Annotated in this window: 26 protein-coding genes; 5 read left to right on the top strand and 21 right to left on the bottom strand. The window is 42.0% G+C overall.

Features of this window, described 5'->3' with window-relative positions; all coding sequences use genetic code 11:
* The 3 genes from VK541_RS11410 to VK541_RS11400 all read left to right on the top strand — a co-directional run.
* On the top strand, positions 1-345 hold a 345-nt coding region (locus VK541_RS11410; protein WP_324370130.1), incomplete at its 5' end, for a hypothetical protein.
* Between the two features lie 2 nt (positions 346-347).
* A complete protein-coding gene (locus VK541_RS11405; RefSeq protein WP_324370127.1) occupies positions 348-926 on the top strand; it encodes a phage virion morphogenesis protein in 579 nt (192 codons plus the stop codon).
* Complete coding sequence (locus tag VK541_RS11400; protein WP_324370125.1) at positions 923-1,435, top strand: hypothetical protein; 513 nt, start codon at positions 923-925, stop codon at positions 1,433-1,435. The genes VK541_RS11405 and VK541_RS11400 overlap by 4 nt, the downstream gene beginning before the upstream one ends.
* A 296-nt stretch (positions 1,436-1,731) precedes the next feature.
* On the opposite strand, the gene VK541_RS11395 is transcribed toward VK541_RS11400, so the two are convergent.
* A complete protein-coding gene (locus VK541_RS11395) occupies positions 1,732-2,184 on the bottom strand; it encodes a hypothetical protein (protein WP_324370123.1) in 453 nt (150 codons plus the stop codon).
* A gap of 99 nt (positions 2,185-2,283) precedes the next feature.
* Here VK541_RS11395 and VK541_RS11390 point away from each other — a divergent pair, with 99 nt between their 5' ends.
* Positions 2,284-2,487 carry a hypothetical protein gene (locus tag VK541_RS11390; RefSeq protein ID WP_324370122.1) on the top strand — a complete coding sequence of 68 codons (204 nt, stop codon included), beginning with the start codon at positions 2,284-2,286 and terminating at the stop codon, positions 2,485-2,487.
* Here VK541_RS11390 and VK541_RS11385 read toward each other — a convergent pair.
* From VK541_RS11385 to VK541_RS11305, 17 genes are all read right to left on the bottom strand, one after another.
* The gene (locus tag VK541_RS11385; protein ID WP_324370120.1) at positions 2,471-3,076 is read right to left on the bottom strand and encodes a hypothetical protein; all 606 of its coding nucleotides are present in this window, start codon (positions 3,074-3,076) and stop codon (positions 2,471-2,473) included. The two genes, VK541_RS11390 and VK541_RS11385, sit on opposite strands and share 17 nt — an antisense overlap.
* The gene (locus VK541_RS11380) at positions 3,073-3,489 is read right to left on the bottom strand and encodes a hypothetical protein (RefSeq protein WP_324370118.1); all 417 of its coding nucleotides are present in this window, start codon (positions 3,487-3,489) and stop codon (positions 3,073-3,075) included. Before VK541_RS11380 ends, VK541_RS11385 begins: the two co-directional genes overlap by 4 nt.
* A complete protein-coding gene (locus VK541_RS11375; protein ID WP_324370115.1) occupies positions 3,470-3,760 on the bottom strand; it encodes a hypothetical protein in 291 nt (96 codons plus the stop codon). Before VK541_RS11375 ends, VK541_RS11380 begins: the two co-directional genes overlap by 20 nt.
* Before the next feature lie 2 nt (positions 3,761-3,762).
* Entirely contained in the window at positions 3,763-4,290 is a 528-nt protein-coding gene (locus VK541_RS11370; RefSeq protein ID WP_324370113.1) for a hypothetical protein, read from the bottom strand.
* A gap of 4 nt (positions 4,291-4,294) precedes the next feature.
* A complete protein-coding gene (locus VK541_RS11365) occupies positions 4,295-4,600 on the bottom strand; it encodes a hypothetical protein (protein WP_324370111.1) in 306 nt (101 codons plus the stop codon).
* Positions 4,590-5,126, bottom strand: coding sequence for a DUF1643 domain-containing protein (locus VK541_RS11360; RefSeq protein WP_324370109.1), 537 nt, complete (start codon positions 5,124-5,126; stop codon positions 4,590-4,592). Before VK541_RS11360 ends, VK541_RS11365 begins: the two co-directional genes overlap by 11 nt.
* Positions 5,127-5,133: 7 nt before the next feature.
* Positions 5,134-6,522 (bottom strand): DNA cytosine methyltransferase, encoded by a 1,389-nt coding sequence (locus tag VK541_RS11355; RefSeq protein ID WP_324370107.1) that lies wholly within the window; start codon positions 6,520-6,522, stop codon positions 5,134-5,136.
* Between the two features lie 330 nt (positions 6,523-6,852).
* Positions 6,853-7,239, bottom strand: a complete 387-nt coding sequence (locus VK541_RS11350) for a DUF4406 domain-containing protein (RefSeq protein WP_324370105.1) — start codon at positions 7,237-7,239, stop codon at positions 6,853-6,855.
* Between the two features lie 271 nt (positions 7,240-7,510).
* Positions 7,511-8,161: a DUF3164 family protein gene (locus VK541_RS11345; protein WP_324370103.1), complete on the bottom strand. Its 651-nt coding sequence runs from the start codon at positions 8,159-8,161 to the stop codon at positions 7,511-7,513.
* A gap of 91 nt (positions 8,162-8,252) precedes the next feature.
* Positions 8,253-8,453 carry a hypothetical protein gene (locus VK541_RS11340; RefSeq protein ID WP_324370102.1) on the bottom strand — a complete coding sequence of 67 codons (201 nt, stop codon included), beginning with the start codon at positions 8,451-8,453 and terminating at the stop codon, positions 8,253-8,255.
* Entirely contained in the window at positions 8,446-8,751 is a 306-nt protein-coding gene (locus tag VK541_RS11335; protein ID WP_324370100.1) for a hypothetical protein, read from the bottom strand. Before VK541_RS11335 ends, VK541_RS11340 begins: the two co-directional genes overlap by 8 nt.
* Before the next feature lie 2 nt (positions 8,752-8,753).
* Complete coding sequence (locus VK541_RS11330) at positions 8,754-9,050, bottom strand: hypothetical protein (protein ID WP_324370098.1); 297 nt, start codon at positions 9,048-9,050, stop codon at positions 8,754-8,756.
* Complete coding sequence (locus VK541_RS11325; RefSeq protein WP_324370096.1) at positions 9,043-9,510, bottom strand: hypothetical protein; 468 nt, start codon at positions 9,508-9,510, stop codon at positions 9,043-9,045. The genes VK541_RS11330 and VK541_RS11325 overlap by 8 nt, the downstream gene beginning before the upstream one ends.
* 1 nt (position 9,511) lies before the next feature.
* Positions 9,512-10,138 (bottom strand): hypothetical protein, encoded by a 627-nt coding sequence (locus VK541_RS11320; protein ID WP_324370093.1) that lies wholly within the window; start codon positions 10,136-10,138, stop codon positions 9,512-9,514.
* Positions 10,135-11,067 (bottom strand): ATP-binding protein, encoded by a 933-nt coding sequence (locus VK541_RS11315; RefSeq protein WP_324370091.1) that lies wholly within the window; start codon positions 11,065-11,067, stop codon positions 10,135-10,137. Before VK541_RS11315 ends, VK541_RS11320 begins: the two co-directional genes overlap by 4 nt.
* A 4-nt stretch (positions 11,068-11,071) precedes the next feature.
* Entirely contained in the window at positions 11,072-13,153 is a 2,082-nt protein-coding gene (locus tag VK541_RS11310) for a hypothetical protein (protein ID WP_324370089.1), read from the bottom strand.
* A 2-nt stretch (positions 13,154-13,155) separates the two neighbouring features.
* Positions 13,156-13,377 carry a hypothetical protein gene (locus tag VK541_RS11305; RefSeq protein ID WP_324370087.1) on the bottom strand — a complete coding sequence of 74 codons (222 nt, stop codon included), beginning with the start codon at positions 13,375-13,377 and terminating at the stop codon, positions 13,156-13,158.
* A gap of 85 nt (positions 13,378-13,462) precedes the next feature.
* Here VK541_RS11305 and VK541_RS11300 point away from each other — a divergent pair, with 85 nt between their 5' ends.
* On the top strand, positions 13,463-14,158 hold the full coding sequence (locus tag VK541_RS11300; RefSeq protein WP_324370085.1) for a LexA family transcriptional regulator: 696 nt from the start codon (positions 13,463-13,465) through the stop codon (positions 14,156-14,158).
* A 764-nt stretch (positions 14,159-14,922) separates the two neighbouring features.
* Here the strand turns inward: VK541_RS11300 and VK541_RS11295 are convergent.
* The 3 genes from VK541_RS11295 to VK541_RS11285 form a co-directional block, all read right to left on the bottom strand.
* Positions 14,923-15,963, bottom strand: coding sequence for a methyltransferase (locus VK541_RS11295; RefSeq protein WP_324370083.1), 1,041 nt, complete (start codon positions 15,961-15,963; stop codon positions 14,923-14,925).
* 72 nt (positions 15,964-16,035) lie between these two features.
* A complete protein-coding gene (locus tag VK541_RS11290) occupies positions 16,036-17,691 on the bottom strand; it encodes a hypothetical protein (RefSeq protein WP_324370081.1) in 1,656 nt (551 codons plus the stop codon).
* An 82-nt stretch (positions 17,692-17,773) separates the two neighbouring features.
* The coding region (locus VK541_RS11285) for a hypothetical protein (RefSeq protein ID WP_324370079.1) at positions 17,774-18,564 on the bottom strand (791 nt) is incomplete at its 5' end.

Raw genomic sequence — 18,564 nt, 5'->3', positions numbered from 1 at the left:
ATTTCAAACGGCAAATCAATAGAAGTAATCCGCAACGAGGTAAATGCCGAGTACAAGGCGCAAAAAGAGGCCAAAAAGGAGGTGCTCGCGCCGATAGGTGGCGTGAAACCTGATGGCACCGGTGGCAAGACTAAAAACCTGCCAGTAAGCAGCAGCGCAAGCGGAACTACCGGCACCGCCCAACAGGTCAAAAACATCACGATCAACATGGATGCAATGGTTAAAGGAGTTAACCTGAGCGCGACAGGCACTGACTTTAAAGGCATGGGCAAAAAGGAATTTGAAGAATATATGCAGAATATGTTCAAACGGATGATGGGCAATCTGGAAACTTCATACGGGTAGTTATGGCAGGAGAATTAAACGATTTTGACCGTCAGGTCAGGCGACTAATGACAGTGGCGCGGACGATACCAAGTAAGTCGGCCACTGTAGCGGTCAATTTTAGCAAAGAAAGGTTCAGGCAACAAAATTGGTTCAATACTATGCCCGATCCGTGGGAAAAACGAAAGCGAAGGAAAGAGGGAACAAGGGAAACAAGGGCAGATAAACGCCATGTACTTGTTAAAAGCGGCAGGCTGATGCGAAGCATTAGAAAAGTAATGTCTAACAGTGACCGGGCGATCATCGGAACTGACGTACCGTATGCGGCAGCACATAATAATGGTGAACAGATCAACGCCGTGCAACAGGTGAGCAGTCACAATGTTCGGGCGCACCGACGGGCGGCACACAGTCGAACACGTGACGGACGTACCGAGCGGGTAAAAAGGCATACGGTCGCCGCACATACTGTAAAGTCTTTTGTAAGGACGATAAAATTTAAAATGCCGCAACGGCAATTCTTAGGTAATTCAACCCAATTGAACAGCCGGATAGAAGCTATGATGACAACAGAAATTAACAAAGCAATCACGACAACATGATCAATCTATTTTTAAAAATATATAATGCTTTTGAGCAAAACAGAGCATTGTTTGAGGCGCTTGAGTTGCCGCCAGTGGAACACATCGACAAGATGCGCGGACAGCCGTTAAATCCTGAGCAATTTGAATATTACCCACAACCGGCCATTTTCATAGGCTGGAAAATCGCATGGACAAAAGCGGGGAAGTTTTGGAATGGCCTGTTAACACTGGAATTTCATGTGGTGACTGATCCGACATGGGATACTAGCAATATTTCAACCAGTAAAGCCGAGGGCTTAAAGAATGTCCTTTACCATACTGTGGTGAGGTACGTGCTCGACGATCTTGAAAGCGAGAACACCGGAAAGCTACAACGCATCGACGAAGAACCACTCGATACCGGCGTAGTAAATTATAACGTACTGCGCTATCAGTGTTCGTATCGTGATCCGATGTCAAGCGGTGAGGATTTTGAGGGAATAATTGAGAAATTGGTAATTAGCGGGGTGCTAAAGCGGAAAATCTAATTGATATGGTCGAACATATCGAGCTGACGCATTTCTTTGCGCACGTTGATTGCGAGGTAATTGTATAGGGAAGAAATGCTGATGTTCCAACGCGGCCAAATAAAGGTTTTATACACGTAACGGGTCGAAACGCCATCCTTTTTATGCAAAAGATAAGCGTCTTGGATTTGCTTTACGCGGATCAACTTATTTTTATTATTGTAAGCCATTGAGACAAAAATACTAACGTTGTTAATGCTTGCCAAAATACTTACCAAATAAATCAAAAAAGCCCTGAGATCATCAGGGCTTTTTTGTCATTTATTCATGTGATTAAATAGTTGGTCGGTGCCTGTCTCCATATTAAAATAAAAAGACGGACTTGGGTAATATAAAAGGAACCCTGCATGAGATAAAACCTTTCCAGTAGAATCAACCTTGAAACTTATGCCTGTTGTTTGTACTTTGCTTCCTTTTATTCTTTTATAGGAATCAGCCGAATTAACGATCAAGAATGAAGATTCGGCACTTCGGCCAGTACTATCTTTAACTATTTCCAAGTCATTGACAAAATCCACAGATTGTCTACCCTCCATTTGATAAGCTAACCTATAATTAGCAATCGCTAGGTCTGTGCCACGGCTGATACTATCAATATAAAAGAGAACTTTTATTTTGATATCTTCATCAGATATTATTGTTGCTGCTTTTTTCTTTTCATTGCAAGCGATTAAACACAGTAACAATACTGCAATTGTAGCTTTTTTCATGGCGTAAATATAATAAACTGAAAATTTATTCCAATTCTGGTTTTCCGTATTAATTTGATATCAATATAGCGTAAGTTAGTCAAATCAAATATTAACAATATGGAAGAACTACTAATTAAATACCTATGTGAAGGCAGGACACAGCCAGAAATAGCTGAATTATTTAAGGAATCCGGGATTAAGCCGAATTCCTTAAGTTCAATAGAAAAGATGATAAAGAGATTAAAGGAGAAGCACGGAGCAAGAACGAGCTTTCACCTCGGTGTTATATTGTCTAAAGGAAAGGTCAGGAAGGTTTCTTAACCCAGTCTGTCAAATTGCCCGTTCGGTCTTTAACCGCCACAAGCCCTAAGGAACTCAGATGACGCCAATAGTCCGGCAGCTCCGCTATTTGCAATTTTTTAGCGTGTTCAACAGAGTAATAATTCGGATGCTTGCTTTTTAGAGGGTTGGTGTGTTCCCGAAGCACCAAATTGTAGTTCTTAACGAAATTTTGCACACTGTGTTTGCCCCTGATCAGGAAGTCTTCGGATTTAAAGTAACTGTCCAAAATATCTTTGGTGACTTTTACCTTTTCGATCTGCTTACCGTCAATGCCGTTTGCCACATATTTCAGTCCGGCGTTATATTCCATGTACTTTTCGCAGAACATGGAAATTTTCTTATTCTTTGGCACCTCAGGTGTAGGCGTCAAACCGAAAGCCCGAAAGTTCTGGAGATTTTCTTCAAGCCTGACTGTTGGCAAGGCCCTGACGATCTTGTTAAATTTTTCTTCGCTTAACGGGTATTTAATCGGCAATAAAAGGGCACTTAAAAGACCATTTGTGTATTGCACGATCATTTCTTCGGGTAAGCTTGAACTGCTCAGTTCATAGTTGTTAATCTTTGTCATTTGTTTAAGTCTCTATAGTAATCTGCATAGACCCTTTGTTCAAAAATGGTCACTAATAAATCGTATTCGCCAGCAGTGTGATGCATAAACCCCTTTTTAAATTTCTGCTTTTTGCACCATTCGTCCAGTTCCTTTATAGCTGTTTTCATATCGCCACCGCCCCAATGCATTGTTAAAGCCAGTCTGATCATTTTTTTTCTTTGCAAATCACCTGGCTTTTTTACAAATTTCTTATTGCTCGATTTGTTCAATGTTTTTAGCCTGTTCAATAATGTGCTATATGCGATATCGCTGAGAGAACTTAAACTATCTGTTCGGCCTTTGGTAAAATCTAGCACTACAGCTTTATAGTCAAGGCCGTTCTCATTACAAATCGCAAAAAGGTCGTCGTATTTACCTTTCTTCTTTACCATTTCTAGCCCTCCTGAAATTTCTAAGCCTGTACTTTAAAACCCAACTTTTATTATTGTTGATGCACATCAGGGGTTTATTCTTATACATATTCCTGATATTTTTAGACGGAATTACATGCCTGTTTATGTGAAATTGATACCAGTTTGTTATAATTACTTTCGTCGCAATAAATGCGACAGAGCCCAAACCAAGCGCAATAGTAATGACGACTAGGGCGACGATGAACAGCCATGTTACTGCCCATCCTATAGGATAATATATTTGTTCCATGATCAATACCTTAAGTTTGTCCAATGGATTATTACCCCGGCAAAATCTGTGTCGAAATAGGCTGAAAATTCATGAAGGCTCGTGAATCCATCATTTTTGGCAAGTTTTTCCACTTCGTAAACCGCAAGCTGCCGATCATCAACATATACAGACCATTGCTTTTTATACCACTTTATCCGTATCGCCTGAACACTAATAACTTTCATTATCGGTGCAAACTGAAAATACAAAGGGCTTCTATTGTGTATGGCTGGGTGAATTAAATCACCTGATTTCCATTGTTTGGCAGCGATATCCCCCGACTTCGTTACCCGAGGGTTTCTTATGGTATGTAACTTCGGGTCAACCGGCTCATGCCACATATCGCCGGTGCCATCCCAAAATTTCCCAAACTTGTCTTTATATGCCTGTTGATAAATTAGATATTCTTGCGATGGCCTTTCGGGTGCCATTTGGTAAATACTTTCCCAAATCTTTTCGATGAATAGCGTGGGTTGTCCGTTTATTACTTGTGAAAATCCTAGTATCATAATGTTAGTGGTAAGGTTGTTCTTTTTGTCTTAAATATTCTTGATGTCTTTCGTATAGATCATCACTCATTTGCTGTTTTAAAAGGTCAGTTGCCGCTTTGAGCCTTACTTCAAAGGGCGCTACCAGTTCAATAAATAGCTCCTTTTCCAGTTCCTCGCCGAAACTTGGAATGTCGTTGCAAAGTTCCTGATCCACACCGGTGCTGATGCTGTAAAAGCCATTTTTTTCAGTGTATATGATCATTCCGAATTGCTCATTGAAAGCGAAGTATTGCCGCTTATCAGGGTTTTTATAGTATTTAAATTTCATATAATATTGGTTTAAGAGATTTAAGCAGATATAAGGGGTGCTTGGGGATACCGTCAATACTAAGTTCAAGGCAGTGGACAGGCTTTCCAAATGACCTGATGGCTTGCAACTGCTTTTCTGTTGAGAGCTTCTTTATAATCGGATAATTGCCCCAAGCGCATATTATTAGATCAGCTTTCCTGACCGCGGCTATAATGTGGCAGACATTATCACGGCCAATTGGATCGTCTGTTACAAATAGTCCTTCAGGGTTGCTATCCATCCACCCGAAAAGATTGACAACATTCAACTCGCCATATCCCCAATCATTTGCGTAAGTGATGCACCTTATGATTGTAGGATCATTTTCCCACGCATCTGCGGTACTTGGATTTAGCATAATAAAAAGTAAAGTTGGTTTATTGCTGTCCCATCGCCTTGTTAACGAATACCTGTATCTTCCGCAAAGCGAAATCACTGCTGTCGATTTGGTTTCAAACTGAGAGAACAATGATTTATAATTAATTTTAAGGTCTGATATTTTCATAATTTGATTATAAAAAAGGTTCAATAATTCTTTCCTGTATTGCTTCCATTACCGGCGGCGTGACCGCGTTGCCGCATTGTTTAACCTGCTGTTTCTGAGTTCCAAGCACGATATAATCTTTATCGAATGCCATTCCTAACTTAACCTCGTGTGCTTTTAATGTCCGGTAGTAACAATCCTCAACTTCCGGCGCTTTGTCAATAAATAAACCATGACGGTGAACGGTAGTAAAAGAGCCGGTTGGATCAACAATTGCACTCGATACGTCAGAACCTCCATTGTAGTAAGCAATAAATGACTTGTAATTGTCTGCTGTTAAAATACCATGATGATGGGCACCGGCGGTAATTGTGGATATTGGCTTATCGAAAACCGGCAAACACCCGCCTTTACTTGTAAGCTCTAAAATCATCGGTGTAAGCAAGCTCATTGTCTGCCGTGTACATTGGGTTTGAAATGGATCAACAGCCCGACCGACATTGTTGCCGTTTGAACTGTTCGCCGTTTGCAGTATTAGCGGATATTGGTATGTAGGCTGGCCATCAACCCAAAACTTTTCACGGCCTTTTTTAACCCTTCTCAGGGTGTTTTCTGACAATTTAATATCTCCTATACGTCTGCCTTTTATAGACCAGTCGACACAGTTAAATGCAGCGTGGTGATATGGTTCTACAACCGTACCGTCAACCGGACAGCGGTATAGATATCCCGTGTTATATTTCCAAGACTTCTGCCCGGGCTTAAACCATTGGAAAGCCTCGATATCCTTTTTACATTTTGGGCAATGTGCTTTCGGTGTAAATTCTAAATTCGGGGCTTTGTTCCCTTTCTTCCAGAAAACAACATACATTCTATCCCTGCTTTGTGGGCATGGCGGGAAATGCATACTATTCAGGAAAATGCACTTGTGACTATATCCTAAATTATGCATTGCAATTAACCAAGTGTCAAAAAGCCGCCAGTTACGTGCCTGAACTACATTTTCGACAGTGATGCCGTTGTAATTGTGGTATTCTGCAAACCTTACAACATCCCACATCGTCGCTCGGCTTCTTTCTTCTGAGGCGTCCAGTTTAATGCCGGTAAATATATCAAACTGATTAGTCGGCTTTTTCTTGCCGTTTCCGTACCCTTGTTCAACACATTCCGGTGATGTGATTAGCATGTCAGTTGTAGGGTAGCGCCTAGGATCACATGCAGAAATATCAGTACATGCATGTAATGTGTTTGGAAAGTTTGTATTGTGCGTTTCACAAGCTAAAGGCCAGTGATTCATAGCCAATGTGATTTCCAGACCCCCGCCAAGCTTTTCAGAAAGTCTACGGACACCCTGACTGCTGCCGCCTGATCCGCAAAATTGATCTGTGTAGGTTAAGTAAGATTTCTTTTTAGGCATGATCAACGTAGAATGTATACATGAGTAGTAAACCGCCTATTGCACCCATGATCATTAAGAAGATCACTATTGCATCATACTTTTTGGGGATTTGAGGTAGAGATTTGTTCATTTTGCTGATGTTGGTTTGATGAACACATGATTAATAAGTTTGCCCAACAGTATCGTTGAACCTCCTAATCCTGCCAATAGCCATACTATTGACAGGATCACTACTAAAACCTTTACTGTTTTCATTTTAAACAGATTTTAAAGCCCATATAAACGGCTGTCCAGAAAAGGATCAGGGCGACTGCTATTAAGACCCATGTTAATATTCTTACTTGTTCGCTAGTCATGATTCTCACAGTTTAGAACATTTATTCCGAGTTTATCAGCCAAGTCTTTTTCCAATATGGCCCCTTTGCTATCTTTCCAGTCATCCAACAGATAAATGTAATCGGCAGCAGGAAGGAGGGTAAAGCATATCGACATCGCAATTTTCCAATCTTCGTCTGGTTGGATAAAATCGCAAGGATTAATAACAAAGTATCCCTTGTTCAACAACTTGGTTTTTGCTTGTTGGAATTTATCGAATACCTCTTTGTATGGCAATCCTGTGACTTTGCCCGCGATATATACAAACTTAAAGTCACTGCCATTTTCTGACTTGACGGCTTTCAATCTGGTTAAAAGATGGGACGTACCCTGAGAAACCGTAACAAAAAGCAGGTTCATTGTCCTATTTAAGGCATTATGCGTATTGATCATGTTATTCACTTATTGATTCTACCTTATGTTTGAGTTCTCTAATTGGCTGATTGATTCGAACGATCGGGGTGTCTGAATAAAAAACACTGTGTCCGCGTTGCAAGTACTCTGGCTGTAGCACATACTTACCGCACCACACGGATGCCTGAAACGGCTCGCATCCTATTACTTGGCCGTCGTCATCAACTTCCCATTCCAGAAAGTCCTGACCGTTATCTTCAAATCGAATCTTCATAGCCTATCCCTCAACTTCTATATCCACAAAATTTAGTTGTACAGCTTGGTACTCTCCTTTACCATCCCTAACCCAGATTTGGTGATAAGCCTTGGTGTACATCTTGCTAATGCTTTTATCAATATGTACCATAGCCTTTTCCCAGTGTTTGTTTTTAGATCGGCTAGCGTGCTTTCTAAGTGTTAAGATTTTTTTATAATCTAGTTTGCCGCCACTTGTCTCGAATGCCGCTTGTACCAGATCAGTGATAAAAGTGTCCTGAGAATCAATAGTGTATTGTGCAAACATTTCGTCCAATTCGGCTTTAGCCAGGTTAATGAAGTTTTCATCAAGGCTGATCCGCTCACCAATTTTAACCACCAGTTTGATCGATTTATCAAAGTTGTACAACGTGACATTTCCAACGTTCTTCCCGATTTTGCCATCGTTTTCGATTAGGAAATCTTGGTATAGTTCTTCGGCAGTCTTTTCTAAAGCCGATTTAAATGCGACTAAATTGGCGTTTAAAGCAATGGCTTTTTTAGCCTGATCCGCTAAGGATCGTTCACGTTTGCGTTCTGAAGGCGTGATCCTTTTTACTGGTATTCTCATACCTGACTCGTCTGCCCACATTATGTCTGTCGGTTTCTGCTGATTGAATGTTAGTGCTCTCATTTCTTATGATTCTTTGATAATTGCTATGACAATAAGTACCAAGGCGATGCCTTCTAGTACGACCAATATTTTTACTGCTGTGTTGAATATTTTATTTCCCATCTTTATTAAGGTTTTCTAGTTGATCTTGGAATATTTTTTGTTTTTTAAGTAGCACTTCAGAGAGTTTACGCCATAAAATGGTTTCGATGCTTTGAATGCTTTGGTTGTTTGTTGTTTCGGCCTGTACAGCAACGATAAGTTCCATTATCAGCTCGTATGCCATGTCTAATTTTTCAAGTTCTTTATCCATATTGTTTGTTTATTTGAGTACTGATTTGCGTTGCTGTGTTGAGTTCGTATACGTAGGTATTAAAGGGGATTGAACCTTCGTTCTGAGCGAGCCACTCTTCAAATTTTAAACTATCCTCCTCGTCCAATGTGATGTGATAGTCTCGTGGATGCCTAGATATTAGCTTCTTCCTGATCTGTTCACTGATTCTGAACATTGCGAGATCAAGAATCTTTTCCATCCTATTGCTATAAGGATTTGCTTTGAGTAGGTATACTATGAGGTTGTATAGCCCTTCTGCTTCGTCTCTGGTTTTCATTTTTATGCGCATAGTGCCTCCAATTCCCTTTTTATCTTAGTTAGCCTTATTGCGAATATTTCATCTTCCTGCTTTACCAGTTGCTTGCATCTTCTTTCACCGAAATAGATGGTCGTTATGTCACGGTTCAACATATATGCGATCCTGCAATACGAGTATTTCTTATCGATCAGAAGTTTAATGGCGATGAATCTTGCGTGTGCGTATACTGGCCGTCTTGATTCTGTTTTGATGTCATTAATGTCCAATGCCTTGCAAATGGCATTAATGATTTGATGGTGTATTTCTTGGTTACACATAAGGAAGTATGTCAGTTATCATGTGTTTGTACCTATTCGCGAAATCAGCATCACAGAAAAGTGATTGATGTGAATGGGTCATTAGATACTCTTCGATTATAAATTCATCACCGTATTCAACGGCAGGGTAAATTCGCCACCCTGAAAATTCCTCACCATCGTACCGTATATCGATATGTTCGCTGCATACAGAATTTGCATAGGGGATAAAATCTGTATCATTTCTTCGCATCCACTCACTATTGAAAAAACCTCTGAATTGAGGCGAGTACCTCAGGAGAATAGCAGATTTAGGCATGACCATGCAAGCCATTGCGATGAACATTTCATATTCCAGATACTGATGATTGCAGTAATCTTCGTGTGACCAATTTAGAAGCTGACAAACACGATCAATCTGTGTTTGGTTCTTTTGCCTGATCTTGGCAATGTGAGTTTTTTTCTTTTCTAATGTTTTCATATTAGTCTATTGCTTCTTGTCCCCAATATTTTGCAGCACCTTCAATCCAATTTGTGTAGTACCCTTTTTTACCTATGTAGCGTCCCATTGATATAGCCCTGTGACCCTCTACCCATATTTTTAAATCAGCATCATACTTTATCGCTTTTGCCGGTCTTCCTGATGGGGCCTTCCCATCAGCCTGGCTAACTATTATTATCAGCTTGTTCGGATACCTTTTTTTAAATGCTTCATATTTTTTATAAGTCCAATTCGTGTACTGCCAACTGTCTATCACTACGATCTTTGCACTACGTTCCTTGTCAAGCCTTTCCTCTAAATCTTCCATGCTTTCCTGAACTAGCAGAACTTTTCCACTCACTTCGTTCATTCCTGCTTTTCTAAATGCGCCCTGCATCGTCTTGCTTCTTCCTTCCTCCAAGCTGTTTATTACCACCTTTCTGTTGAAGGTTGTTAGGTATTTGGTTAGTTTTAGATAAAAGCTAGTTTTACCATTTCCACTATTTCCCCAAATGAACCAGACCCCCGATATTTCCGGCTTATCAAAGGCCTCGAACCAATCATCGGTAAAGTCAAACACCTCGAACTCAATTGAATCAAGATCGCGCGGTGTGTAACCTCTTTTCATAGGCCAAGAACCATTTTTACAAACTCCAATGTCAATGGTTGACCGAGCCTTTTAACTTCCCTCAGGCATGGGTTCAGCACGTCTGTTAACTCACCGTAATTTGCACAATTAGCCTGTAGCCACTTTTTAAGTTCGGCATCAACGCCATCTAAAAACAGGGTAAACCTTGTGTCAACTTCGGGTATGTAGTGGGTTTTAAACTTGATACGGCGCATTAGCTGAGAAACACCGGCTTTTTTTCTTCTGATCAGTCTTGTCATGTTTTCGGTCAGCTCTTCGGTGCCGAGCATAACCAATGGGCAGATATTTAAAAGCAAATCATACAATTCCTTGAAAGCGCACAAAGCGGTTTGCTTCATATACTCTGATTCATCAAAAACCAACATCGGTTTAAGACCTTTTTCATTGCGTCTCTTTAACTCACGCCAGATCAGGCCAATTTTGACAGATTTAGAACCTTTCCAGTAGTCTAGTTTCAATTCATCTGCGATCTTTTGAAGCAAGTCTCCAAGGTTATCAGATGCGCCAACCTTAACGCTGAATACCTCGGCCGGAAATTTCTTTTTGAAGGCATCTAGTGCAAAGGTTTTTCCGGCACCAGTTTGACCGATCAACACGCCCGCTTCTGAATGATCCATGCAGTCTTTTAACTTGGATATGATAAAGGTTAACTGTGGCGTTGCTTTGGTGGTGATCAGCTTTTCTTCCAGTTCAAACCCGATAAGGTTAGCGATTCTGCTAAAATACATGTCGCTGATCCCGATCTCCTTTGCACCCATAGTCACAGTGGATTTACCTTTTCTCATTGGGATCAGATACGACGCATTGACATCGGCTTTCAGTGAAATATCAGCCTGAGAGAAGTTGTGAAGCTCCATGAATGTTTCTAGGGCTTCGATTATTCCGGTTTTTTGGTCTTGTGTAAGCATGGTGTTAAATAAAATCGTTAATGTCTATTTTGCTGTTGATGTAGTCTTGTTGTGTTTGCAGTTTGCTTTTTTCAGCGATACGCTCGTCACGTCTTGTGTGCTTCGCTTCCAATACCTTAACTGATTGCTGAATGCGGGCGGCATTTCTATTGTCTTTGTGCTGACCTTCGCTATCAACGATCAGTAGTTTTCCGAGGGTTTCTTCTATCCGAGGGTTACGAAGCATCAGACCGTTCAATGCATCGAAATCGCTTTGTTGAACTTGCAGGATGTCGTCGATCAGTGTTCTGTTGTGTTGGGTAATTCGTGCGAGTTCAGGAGCGTCACCGGCTGTCCTTTCAGCGAGTGCCATTGGTTGCACATACTTGTCGGTAAGCATGAACTTTAATGATCCGTCCGTACTGACAGCTAAAGCCTGTGACATATCTGCGGGATCGTATTTTATGATCCAGTCTTCATTCCTGTGCATCCTGAATTGTGGATCGAAGCAATCGAAAGTAAATTTCTGCTTGTTAATTTGCAGTATGACACCCGGACCGTTCAGCCGGTTTGTGTCGCCGGAAGTTTCACCAAGGTGCGACAGGTATTCCATGTGCGACCAGGTTAACTTTTTGTCGTCCGAAAGAAGTGCATATGCTTCGACATATGCCGATTTCTTAGATGCCCGTTCCGCTTCGATCATCTTTACGATCTGGTCAACACAACCTTGTTCATCGGGGAAAGTGTGACGAATCTTATTGCTGTATTCTTCATTCGGCTGATTCTCTTTTCTTGCCTTCATACCGAATCCAGACCAATTAGGCTGCAACTGGCAGTAGGTTTTATTGAGGTGCTTGAAATAAGGCTCAATAACTTTGGCTTTCGCATTCTTTACACGGGCGGGGGTGTATCGCTCAGACAATGCCTCGTAAAACGGCGTTAAGGTCTTCTTGTTGTAATTATCTGTTTGCAGTTGGTACACATGGTGCTTTGAACCGAACAGTTCCTCTGTGTGTGTTATCGCGTTTCTAAACGCTTGCCGGATCAGCGCCGGTGTCTCATGAGTACCGATTGCATAGCCAACAGGGTATTTGTTGCATGGATCAAGAACGACCACCATGCTTAGGCGGTGGTGATATTCGGTTACGTTACGGATGTTGCCTTCCCTGTCTTTGCGCTCAACCGTTTTTTGGTACATCAATTCTACATCCCAACCATCAGCGGTCCAGTAAAGCAATGGCGCAGAAGGCGCACGTCTTTTAACCTGCATAGCGTGGTTGTTGTCATGGTTTCCTTTACCGCGCGATCCTGCGTCAGTATAGATTTGCCATTCGTCTCGTTTGTTGGCGACAGTGCCTTTGGTTATTTTCTTCCAACCGGCTACCTCGGCAGTCATGTTGTACAAATTCATTACCTGAACATCATCGAAGTTCCTACCCATTGCCATGATCCGGCGCAATGCCCCTTCCTGCTCGCTTTCAACCACCTTAGCGGCATTATCGTTACAAAGCTTTCCGCTGATTAGCGAAACATAACCGAGTTGCTTGTACTTGCTTATTTTGCCTCTTAGTGCACGATCCCCCGGCGGGAGCTTCCAACCCCATTTAGCTTGAAGTGTTGCCAGTACATCAGTAAGATTTTTGAGTGATCCTGTTTGTTTAGCTGACCCACCAAGCGCAGACCGCCATGCTTTTGCATCGCTTTGCAGTTTGATTATGGCGTTTAATACTACGGCGGTAGAAGTGTATTCCCTGATGGTGTTTTGTTTCAGGTGTTCGCCATTTGGTAATGTATAAGTTTCAAAGAAACTTAGTGCTTTATAATCGTGCTTTAAAAGGGCTTTAATAGGTTGTTGCTGCGCGGTCTTTACCACATCTTTAAACTTGATGGCAACTGACCTTTTTACCTCCATTGGAAGCAATTCGAAATCATAAAGGGCTTCCGTTCCCCTGCAACCTGGCCTTACTGTTTTTAACTTTCCTGAGTTTTTAAAATTCTGGTAATCATACTGTGATATGAAAGCGTCGTCGCCCACAGTGTTCGGCTGTACGCTCTTATTAACTAATTCGCTGTACGAGATACAAAGAGTGTTGTTATAAAATTCCATATTTAGTTTGATGATTTTGGTTCAGTGGTAGGGGTAGCTAATTCAGCTAGTAGTTTTGGAACGATGTTGGTGCCTTTGTACTTTCCATTGATGGTATCACTAAGTACTTTTCTGCTGATTTCAATTGCGGTAGCAATTTCCTGATGTGTCCGTTTGTCTTTAAATACTTCTAACCTCAAGTACAGATTTTCAGGATATTTAATTTCTTTCTTTTTGCTTTGCATATTTATATACATTTGTGAATACTTACGCAAATATATACGCAAAGTGAGTACAAATGCAATAGCTCTCTAAAGAAAAATACGCACAATGAGTACAGAAAACAGCAAAGTGTTGATATTGAACGAGATAAAATCTTATTACAAATTTAAAAGTGATGTAGATTTTTCCCGTTTCCTAAGTATTGCACCAACCACGCTCTCAAGCTGGTACAAAAGAAACACTATGGACTACGATTTAATATACTCGAAATGCGTAGACATAAACGCAGAATTTATATTGAGTGGAAAGGGAGAAGTTAAAAAGCTGGCACTCTCGACAAAAACTACTAACGATTTCTCAGGACCTTCTGATAAAAAACATAACCTGCAAAAAATACCATTGTATGATCTGGAAGCCGCTGCCGGTCTTGTAAGTATCTTCCAAAGTAGCAAGCAAAACATTATCGACTTTATTACTATTCCAAATATGCCAAAGTGTGATGGTGCTATCTCTGTGACAGGGGACAGCATGTATCCATTATTGAAAAGTGGCGATATAGTCTTGTATAAAATTCTTAGAGACCTTTTACATGGGATTTTCTTTGGTGAAATGTATCTGTTAAGTTTGGATGTTGATGACGAAGAAATGATCACTGTTAAGTTTGTTCAGAGATCAGAGCTAGGAACTGACTATGTAAAGTTAGTTAGCGAGAATCGACACCATTCACCGAAAGATGTACCAATTAAGATGATCAGGGCGATGGCATTAGTCAAAGCAAGTATCCGCATAAACAGTATGAACTAGTACGAAACTGCCTTTCAAAATATCACGCACACGCTTTTATGTTTTAAATTATTAACGACAAACAACTAACGTCCTGATAATCAACAGCAATACATATATGTTGAATTTGCGGGTTTATGTATGTTTGGGGGGGGTACTCAGGTACTTTTAGTCGATATTTAGTACTAACTCAGGTATCCCCCTGTAGCACTTTTTAATATCCATTCTAATATCCATTCTAATATCCATTAGCAAAAAACGCACTTTTTACATATTTTGAAACACCATCAAAATCAGGCCATTTAACAGCGTTAAGTAGCGTTATAATAGCCAATTTTGTTAGGTTCAATTGCGAATTAATTGCCGTTTAAACGCCGTTAAACCAAGTTTTTAAACGAATAATGATGATTAACTATCTAAACCGATAATTACATTGGCTTTTAATTAATGACTAATGATGATAAATGATGATTTTGGCAGTTTCGTTTTATTTTTTCCTTTATCCGTTTAGCTTGGAAAAATGCCGTTCATTAGGCCGTAAAGGTTGATTTTGCCGTTTTTTGCCGTTTTATAACTTTGGTAGTTTGGTTTTAACCCCTATACTTGCCGCTATTTTAAATTTTTCATGACCGGAACAGCCCGGTTCTTTAACGGCTTCAAGAGATTTGATAGGCATGGGGGTCATGCAACCCCCTAGAAGGGGTTGTAAAAGAGTTGTGAAGGGGTTGAGAAATAGTTGCGTGCCAATCCCAATTCATTTGCGATAGTATCATTTGGGATTTGTATTACTTGCAGGCGATCGCTGCACTTGTCGGGCCAGCCAGCGAGAGCAGGGATGTTGATTTGAAACCGACTGCTTTTGCCCAGCCATTAAAGTCGGCAAAGGTATAGTCAAAGCCGGTACCGGTTTCGATCAGCATATTTACACTCATCATCATTCCGAAAACATTTTCTCTCCTGTCGTCATCAATGACACCTTCAATCGCAACGAAACAACCTCCTTCAGGCAGCGCATCATAAGCTTTCTGCATCAGCATCAGCTTGGTAGGCTCATCCCAGTCATGAAGAATATTGCCCATTACGACCATATCGGCCTTTGGAAAATCATCTTTGAAAAAGTCACCATTCGCAGTTTTCACCCGGTCATGAAGTTGAAATTTCGCAATGGTATCATTGGCAATGGGTGCAACAGCGGGAAGGTCCCAGGACACACAACTCATGTGGGCCTGATGTTTGGCGACCATCAGGGACAATAAACTCGCCGATCCGCCAATATCAACAAGTGTCCTGGCATTCGAGAAGTCAAACTTCTGGGCAAAAGCCATAAAGGCCCCCATTTGGATACCGCTCATGGCATGGATGAACTCTTTCAGCCGGTCGGCATCAGCATAGAGCGCCTCAAAAAGATTTTCCCCGTTCTTTGCCTCATTCTGCGGAAGCCCTGTACGCAGCCCTTCTTCCAGGTTGCCCCAAAAACCATACAATCTGTTGTTGAGCATTTCCAGCATTCCGCCGATATAGGTAGGCTTTTTTTTGTCAAGAAAGAAATCCGTGTCTGCACTGTTGGAATATACCGCAGTCTCCAGCAATCCATCACGTGTCAGGAACCCGAATCCGGTCAGCGTATCGAGGAAGTCGTATACATTGCGGTCTGTGCAGTTTAAGCCCAGTTGAGATTTGATGTCTTTTGCTGACATTGTCTTGCGCTCGGCGAGTGTGGTAAATAGCTGAAAGTTAACGGCAGACAACAGGATTTTTGAGGCCCAGTATCCTGTGCCTATCTGCATGATGTTTTCCGGTGTTGGGTGGTTGGTTTGCTGTTCCATTGTAATTTGAGGTTATTTAGAATTTGGTTGTATATAAATATACAATATAGCTTCGAAATTTAAATAATACCATTAGTTAATCTTAACCTTTACATCCTTGAACATGACCTGATTGTCGCTGATCCTCAATGCTTTATTGCTGGCAGTTGTGACGTTTCTGAGCATAACCTCTCTGGTTTTGACATAAGGGAACTTTTCCTGGTAAGTATTGTCCGTCATTTCCGGATTGAAATTGGCGAAAATAGCAGGGCCATGGTAATTATCCGGATGTCCGGAGTCGTCGATCCGGAGGTTTTCAATGGTGATCCTTTCCGGCATATAGCACATATAGCCGAAATTATGCTGACCTGAATAGGACCCGCTGATTAAAGAAGCACTGATAGGTTTGCCGTTTGCCGGCACAAAGATACAGTTACGGATCACCAGTTCTCCCTGCCACGTACTGCCGTAGTCGGGGCGCAGGTTGACAAAGCTCCGTCCACGGACGGTGGAATTCTCAATTGTTAAGAGTCCGCTGCCAATGGCATTGATCCCCATGTGTCCGAGGGTTGAGTTGCGGATGGTGGCGTTGGCAACCCCCTGGTGGGCATCGAACCGGGAGAGGGTGCAGCCATCATAAAGAAGATTTTTGCAAAAGTTTGAACCCAAAATACCCCAGTATTTGTTGTCGTTGATGTCATTGGTCTGGCTGCAGTTTACGAAAGAGATGTTAAGCGCACGGTTGACAGAAAGATCGTAGGTACCCATGGTGACAGGCTTACCCGCCGCACCAATGGTGCTATAGGTCCTGTGTCCTGTCAGGATGGTGTTTTTTACCGTTACATAGGCGCATTCACCGATGTTGATAAAGCCTCCGTATGGTGCACCGTGATCTCCTTCGCCCTTGATGTGGTGCTGCAGCCCTTCAACAAGCACATGGGACCGTCTGATCGCGATGTTCCGGTTATAGTAGGCATACTTTGATTCGTCTTTATTGGCAATTGTGGTGAAATGGCCTCCGGTGATCTTCAGCAGATGCTCATCAATGGGCAGAGCGGTGATATCTGTGATCTGCTCGAAATCCCAGATGATTGGTGCTTTCATGTCCACCTTGCCGTTTTTGTCCGCGACAAAGATGTCGGTCTTCGAAGATCCATTGTTCTGGTTTAGCCCAAACCGGATGTATTGTTTTACGTTGGAATCGGTGACCGTGATTAAACAGGGACCAGGTAAAGACACATTGATTTTTTTCTGATTTCTCTTCAATGAAGCTATCGTTTCCAGTTTGAACGGTTTCAGGCCCGAGCTCACCGTGAAGACAGACGCATTGCGGTTTTTCACTTCGGTATCGTCGATGATGAATGCCGCCGCGCCGAAATCGGTGTCTGTCCGGATGACCGCCCTGCGCTCCTTTCCCCCAATATAGTAGGTGGCGCCATCGTCGGCTTTAACCGAAAGTCGGTGCAAGTTGGCAAATGCATGGGTTGCTGCAATGACGTCTATATCATCAGCCTTTCCATCACCTTTGGCACCGAAGTCACTGTAGCGAACCGTTCCGGCGGCTTTAAACTTAAGAACATCTTTTGGCGATACGTTGACATGCAGTTCCTCGTTGTCTCTGGTGTATACCCGGATTTTCTGCTCCTCAGATGTGATCACCACAGTGTTTTCAAGCGGGGCCTTATTCTGTGCCTGCGCCACCAGCATACTGTTTAAAAAGAGGAACATTAGGTTCGTATACTTCATCATAATAATTGGTGTAGTTGCTATAATTTTAAAATGGTTAATAAGGTTTTTTCTTCCGCAAGCGATCTATGGCGATATTGATGTGCTATTGGTCTAACCCGGTATGCCTCAGGAAATCATTGGAAAAAAGTGCCCGGGCTTGTAGGCTTAGCAGTTCACTTCTATAGGTTTTCCATTCCCCGGCACGGTCTCCATACATATATTCCGTCAATCCGGGAAAGGCCCAGTCCGCATTTTTCCCCCAGTGCAGGGTAAAGGCGATGTTATTTTCCAGCAATACCTCGATGATTCTGGTGCAGAATCTTTCCAAAGTAATCATGCCATGCGGGTCGCCATCCCAGATCAGCCCGTCTATTTCCAGCATGCAGGTAACGGGGAATCTGGTGAAGGCCAAAGTTGCGCCGGACTGTTTCACAAAGCGCATCGCGTATATGCCCGGTACAGGGCCTTCGTCTTTAGCCAGGTCGACCAGCAGCTGCAATGCCTTTGGCGAATCTCTATGGTCAACCCCTACCGAACAGGCAAAGGCTGGGCCCTGGTAGCCTGCATCGTAAAAAATCTCGCTGAGCATGCCGGTTGCTTCAGCATCAACAGGCGGGAGGATTGAGTTTTGCAGGATCTGGATCAGCTTAGGAATACTGTTTTGCCATGCCTGGGCGATCTTAATGAACAAGTAGACCAGGTCCTTATATAATGATGTTCTAATCGCAGGGACAGGGTCAGGGTAGCCACTTTGATAAGGCTTTTTGTACATCACTTCAATCACATATTCATTGTCATTCACATATGGATTGATGAAGACTTTGTAATGATATGGGCGAAGACCTTTGCCTGCCGCATCAGTTTCAAGGGGGATTTTAAAAAGAGAGTTTTCAA

The sequence above is a fragment of the Pedobacter sp. genome (assembly GCF_035317785.1).
Taxonomy (GTDB): Bacteria; Bacteroidota; Bacteroidia; order Sphingobacteriales; family Sphingobacteriaceae; genus Pedobacter.
The sequence above is the reverse complement of the archived record's forward strand: the minus strand, read 5'-3'. Positions and strand labels throughout refer to the sequence as shown.

Bases quoted from the DNA above. Each gene is read 5' to 3' on its own strand.
- VK541_RS11405 (WP_324370127.1), top strand. From the start codon at position 348: ATGGCAGGAGAATTAAACGATTTTGACCGTCAGGTCAGGCGACTAATG.
- VK541_RS11400 (WP_324370125.1), top strand. From the start codon at position 923: ATGATCAATCTATTTTTAAAAATATATAATGCTTTTGAGCAAAACAGA.
- VK541_RS11395 (WP_324370123.1), bottom strand. From the start codon at position 2,184: ATGAAAAAAGCTACAATTGCAGTATTGTTACTGTGTTTAATCGCTTGC.
- VK541_RS11390 (WP_324370122.1), top strand. From the start codon at position 2,284: ATGGAAGAACTACTAATTAAATACCTATGTGAAGGCAGGACACAGCCA.
- VK541_RS11385 (WP_324370120.1), bottom strand. From the start codon at position 3,076: ATGACAAAGATTAACAACTATGAACTGAGCAGTTCAAGCTTACCCGAA.
- VK541_RS11380 (WP_324370118.1), bottom strand. From the start codon at position 3,489: ATGGTAAAGAAGAAAGGTAAATACGACGACCTTTTTGCGATTTGTAAT.
- VK541_RS11375 (WP_324370115.1), bottom strand. From the start codon at position 3,760: ATGGAACAAATATATTATCCTATAGGATGGGCAGTAACATGGCTGTTC.
- VK541_RS11370 (WP_324370113.1), bottom strand. From the start codon at position 4,290: ATGATACTAGGATTTTCACAAGTAATAAACGGACAACCCACGCTATTC.
- VK541_RS11365 (WP_324370111.1), bottom strand. From the start codon at position 4,600: ATGAAATTTAAATACTATAAAAACCCTGATAAGCGGCAATACTTCGCT.
- VK541_RS11360 (WP_324370109.1), bottom strand. From the start codon at position 5,126: ATGAAAATATCAGACCTTAAAATTAATTATAAATCATTGTTCTCTCAG.
- VK541_RS11355 (WP_324370107.1), bottom strand. From the start codon at position 6,522: ATGCCTAAAAAGAAATCTTACTTAACCTACACAGATCAATTTTGCGGA.
- VK541_RS11350 (WP_324370105.1), bottom strand. From the start codon at position 7,239: ATGAACCTGCTTTTTGTTACGGTTTCTCAGGGTACGTCCCATCTTTTA.
- VK541_RS11345 (WP_324370103.1), bottom strand. From the start codon at position 8,161: ATGAGAGCACTAACATTCAATCAGCAGAAACCGACAGACATAATGTGG.
- VK541_RS11340 (WP_324370102.1), bottom strand. From the start codon at position 8,453: ATGGATAAAGAACTTGAAAAATTAGACATGGCATACGAGCTGATAATG.
- VK541_RS11335 (WP_324370100.1), bottom strand. From the start codon at position 8,751: ATGAAAACCAGAGACGAAGCAGAAGGGCTATACAACCTCATAGTATAC.
- VK541_RS11330 (WP_324370098.1), bottom strand. From the start codon at position 9,050: ATGTGTAACCAAGAAATACACCATCAAATCATTAATGCCATTTGCAAG.
- VK541_RS11325 (WP_324370096.1), bottom strand. From the start codon at position 9,510: ATGAAAACATTAGAAAAGAAAAAAACTCACATTGCCAAGATCAGGCAA.
- VK541_RS11320 (WP_324370093.1), bottom strand. From the start codon at position 10,138: ATGAAAAGAGGTTACACACCGCGCGATCTTGATTCAATTGAGTTCGAG.
- VK541_RS11315 (WP_324370091.1), bottom strand. From the start codon at position 11,067: ATGCTTACACAAGACCAAAAAACCGGAATAATCGAAGCCCTAGAAACA.
- VK541_RS11310 (WP_324370089.1), bottom strand. From the start codon at position 13,153: ATGGAATTTTATAACAACACTCTTTGTATCTCGTACAGCGAATTAGTT.
- VK541_RS11305 (WP_324370087.1), bottom strand. From the start codon at position 13,377: ATGCAAAGCAAAAAGAAAGAAATTAAATATCCTGAAAATCTGTACTTG.
- VK541_RS11300 (WP_324370085.1), top strand. From the start codon at position 13,463: ATGAGTACAGAAAACAGCAAAGTGTTGATATTGAACGAGATAAAATCT.
- VK541_RS11295 (WP_324370083.1), bottom strand. From the start codon at position 15,963: ATGGAACAGCAAACCAACCACCCAACACCGGAAAACATCATGCAGATA.
- VK541_RS11290 (WP_324370081.1), bottom strand. From the start codon at position 17,691: ATGATGAAGTATACGAACCTAATGTTCCTCTTTTTAAACAGTATGCTG.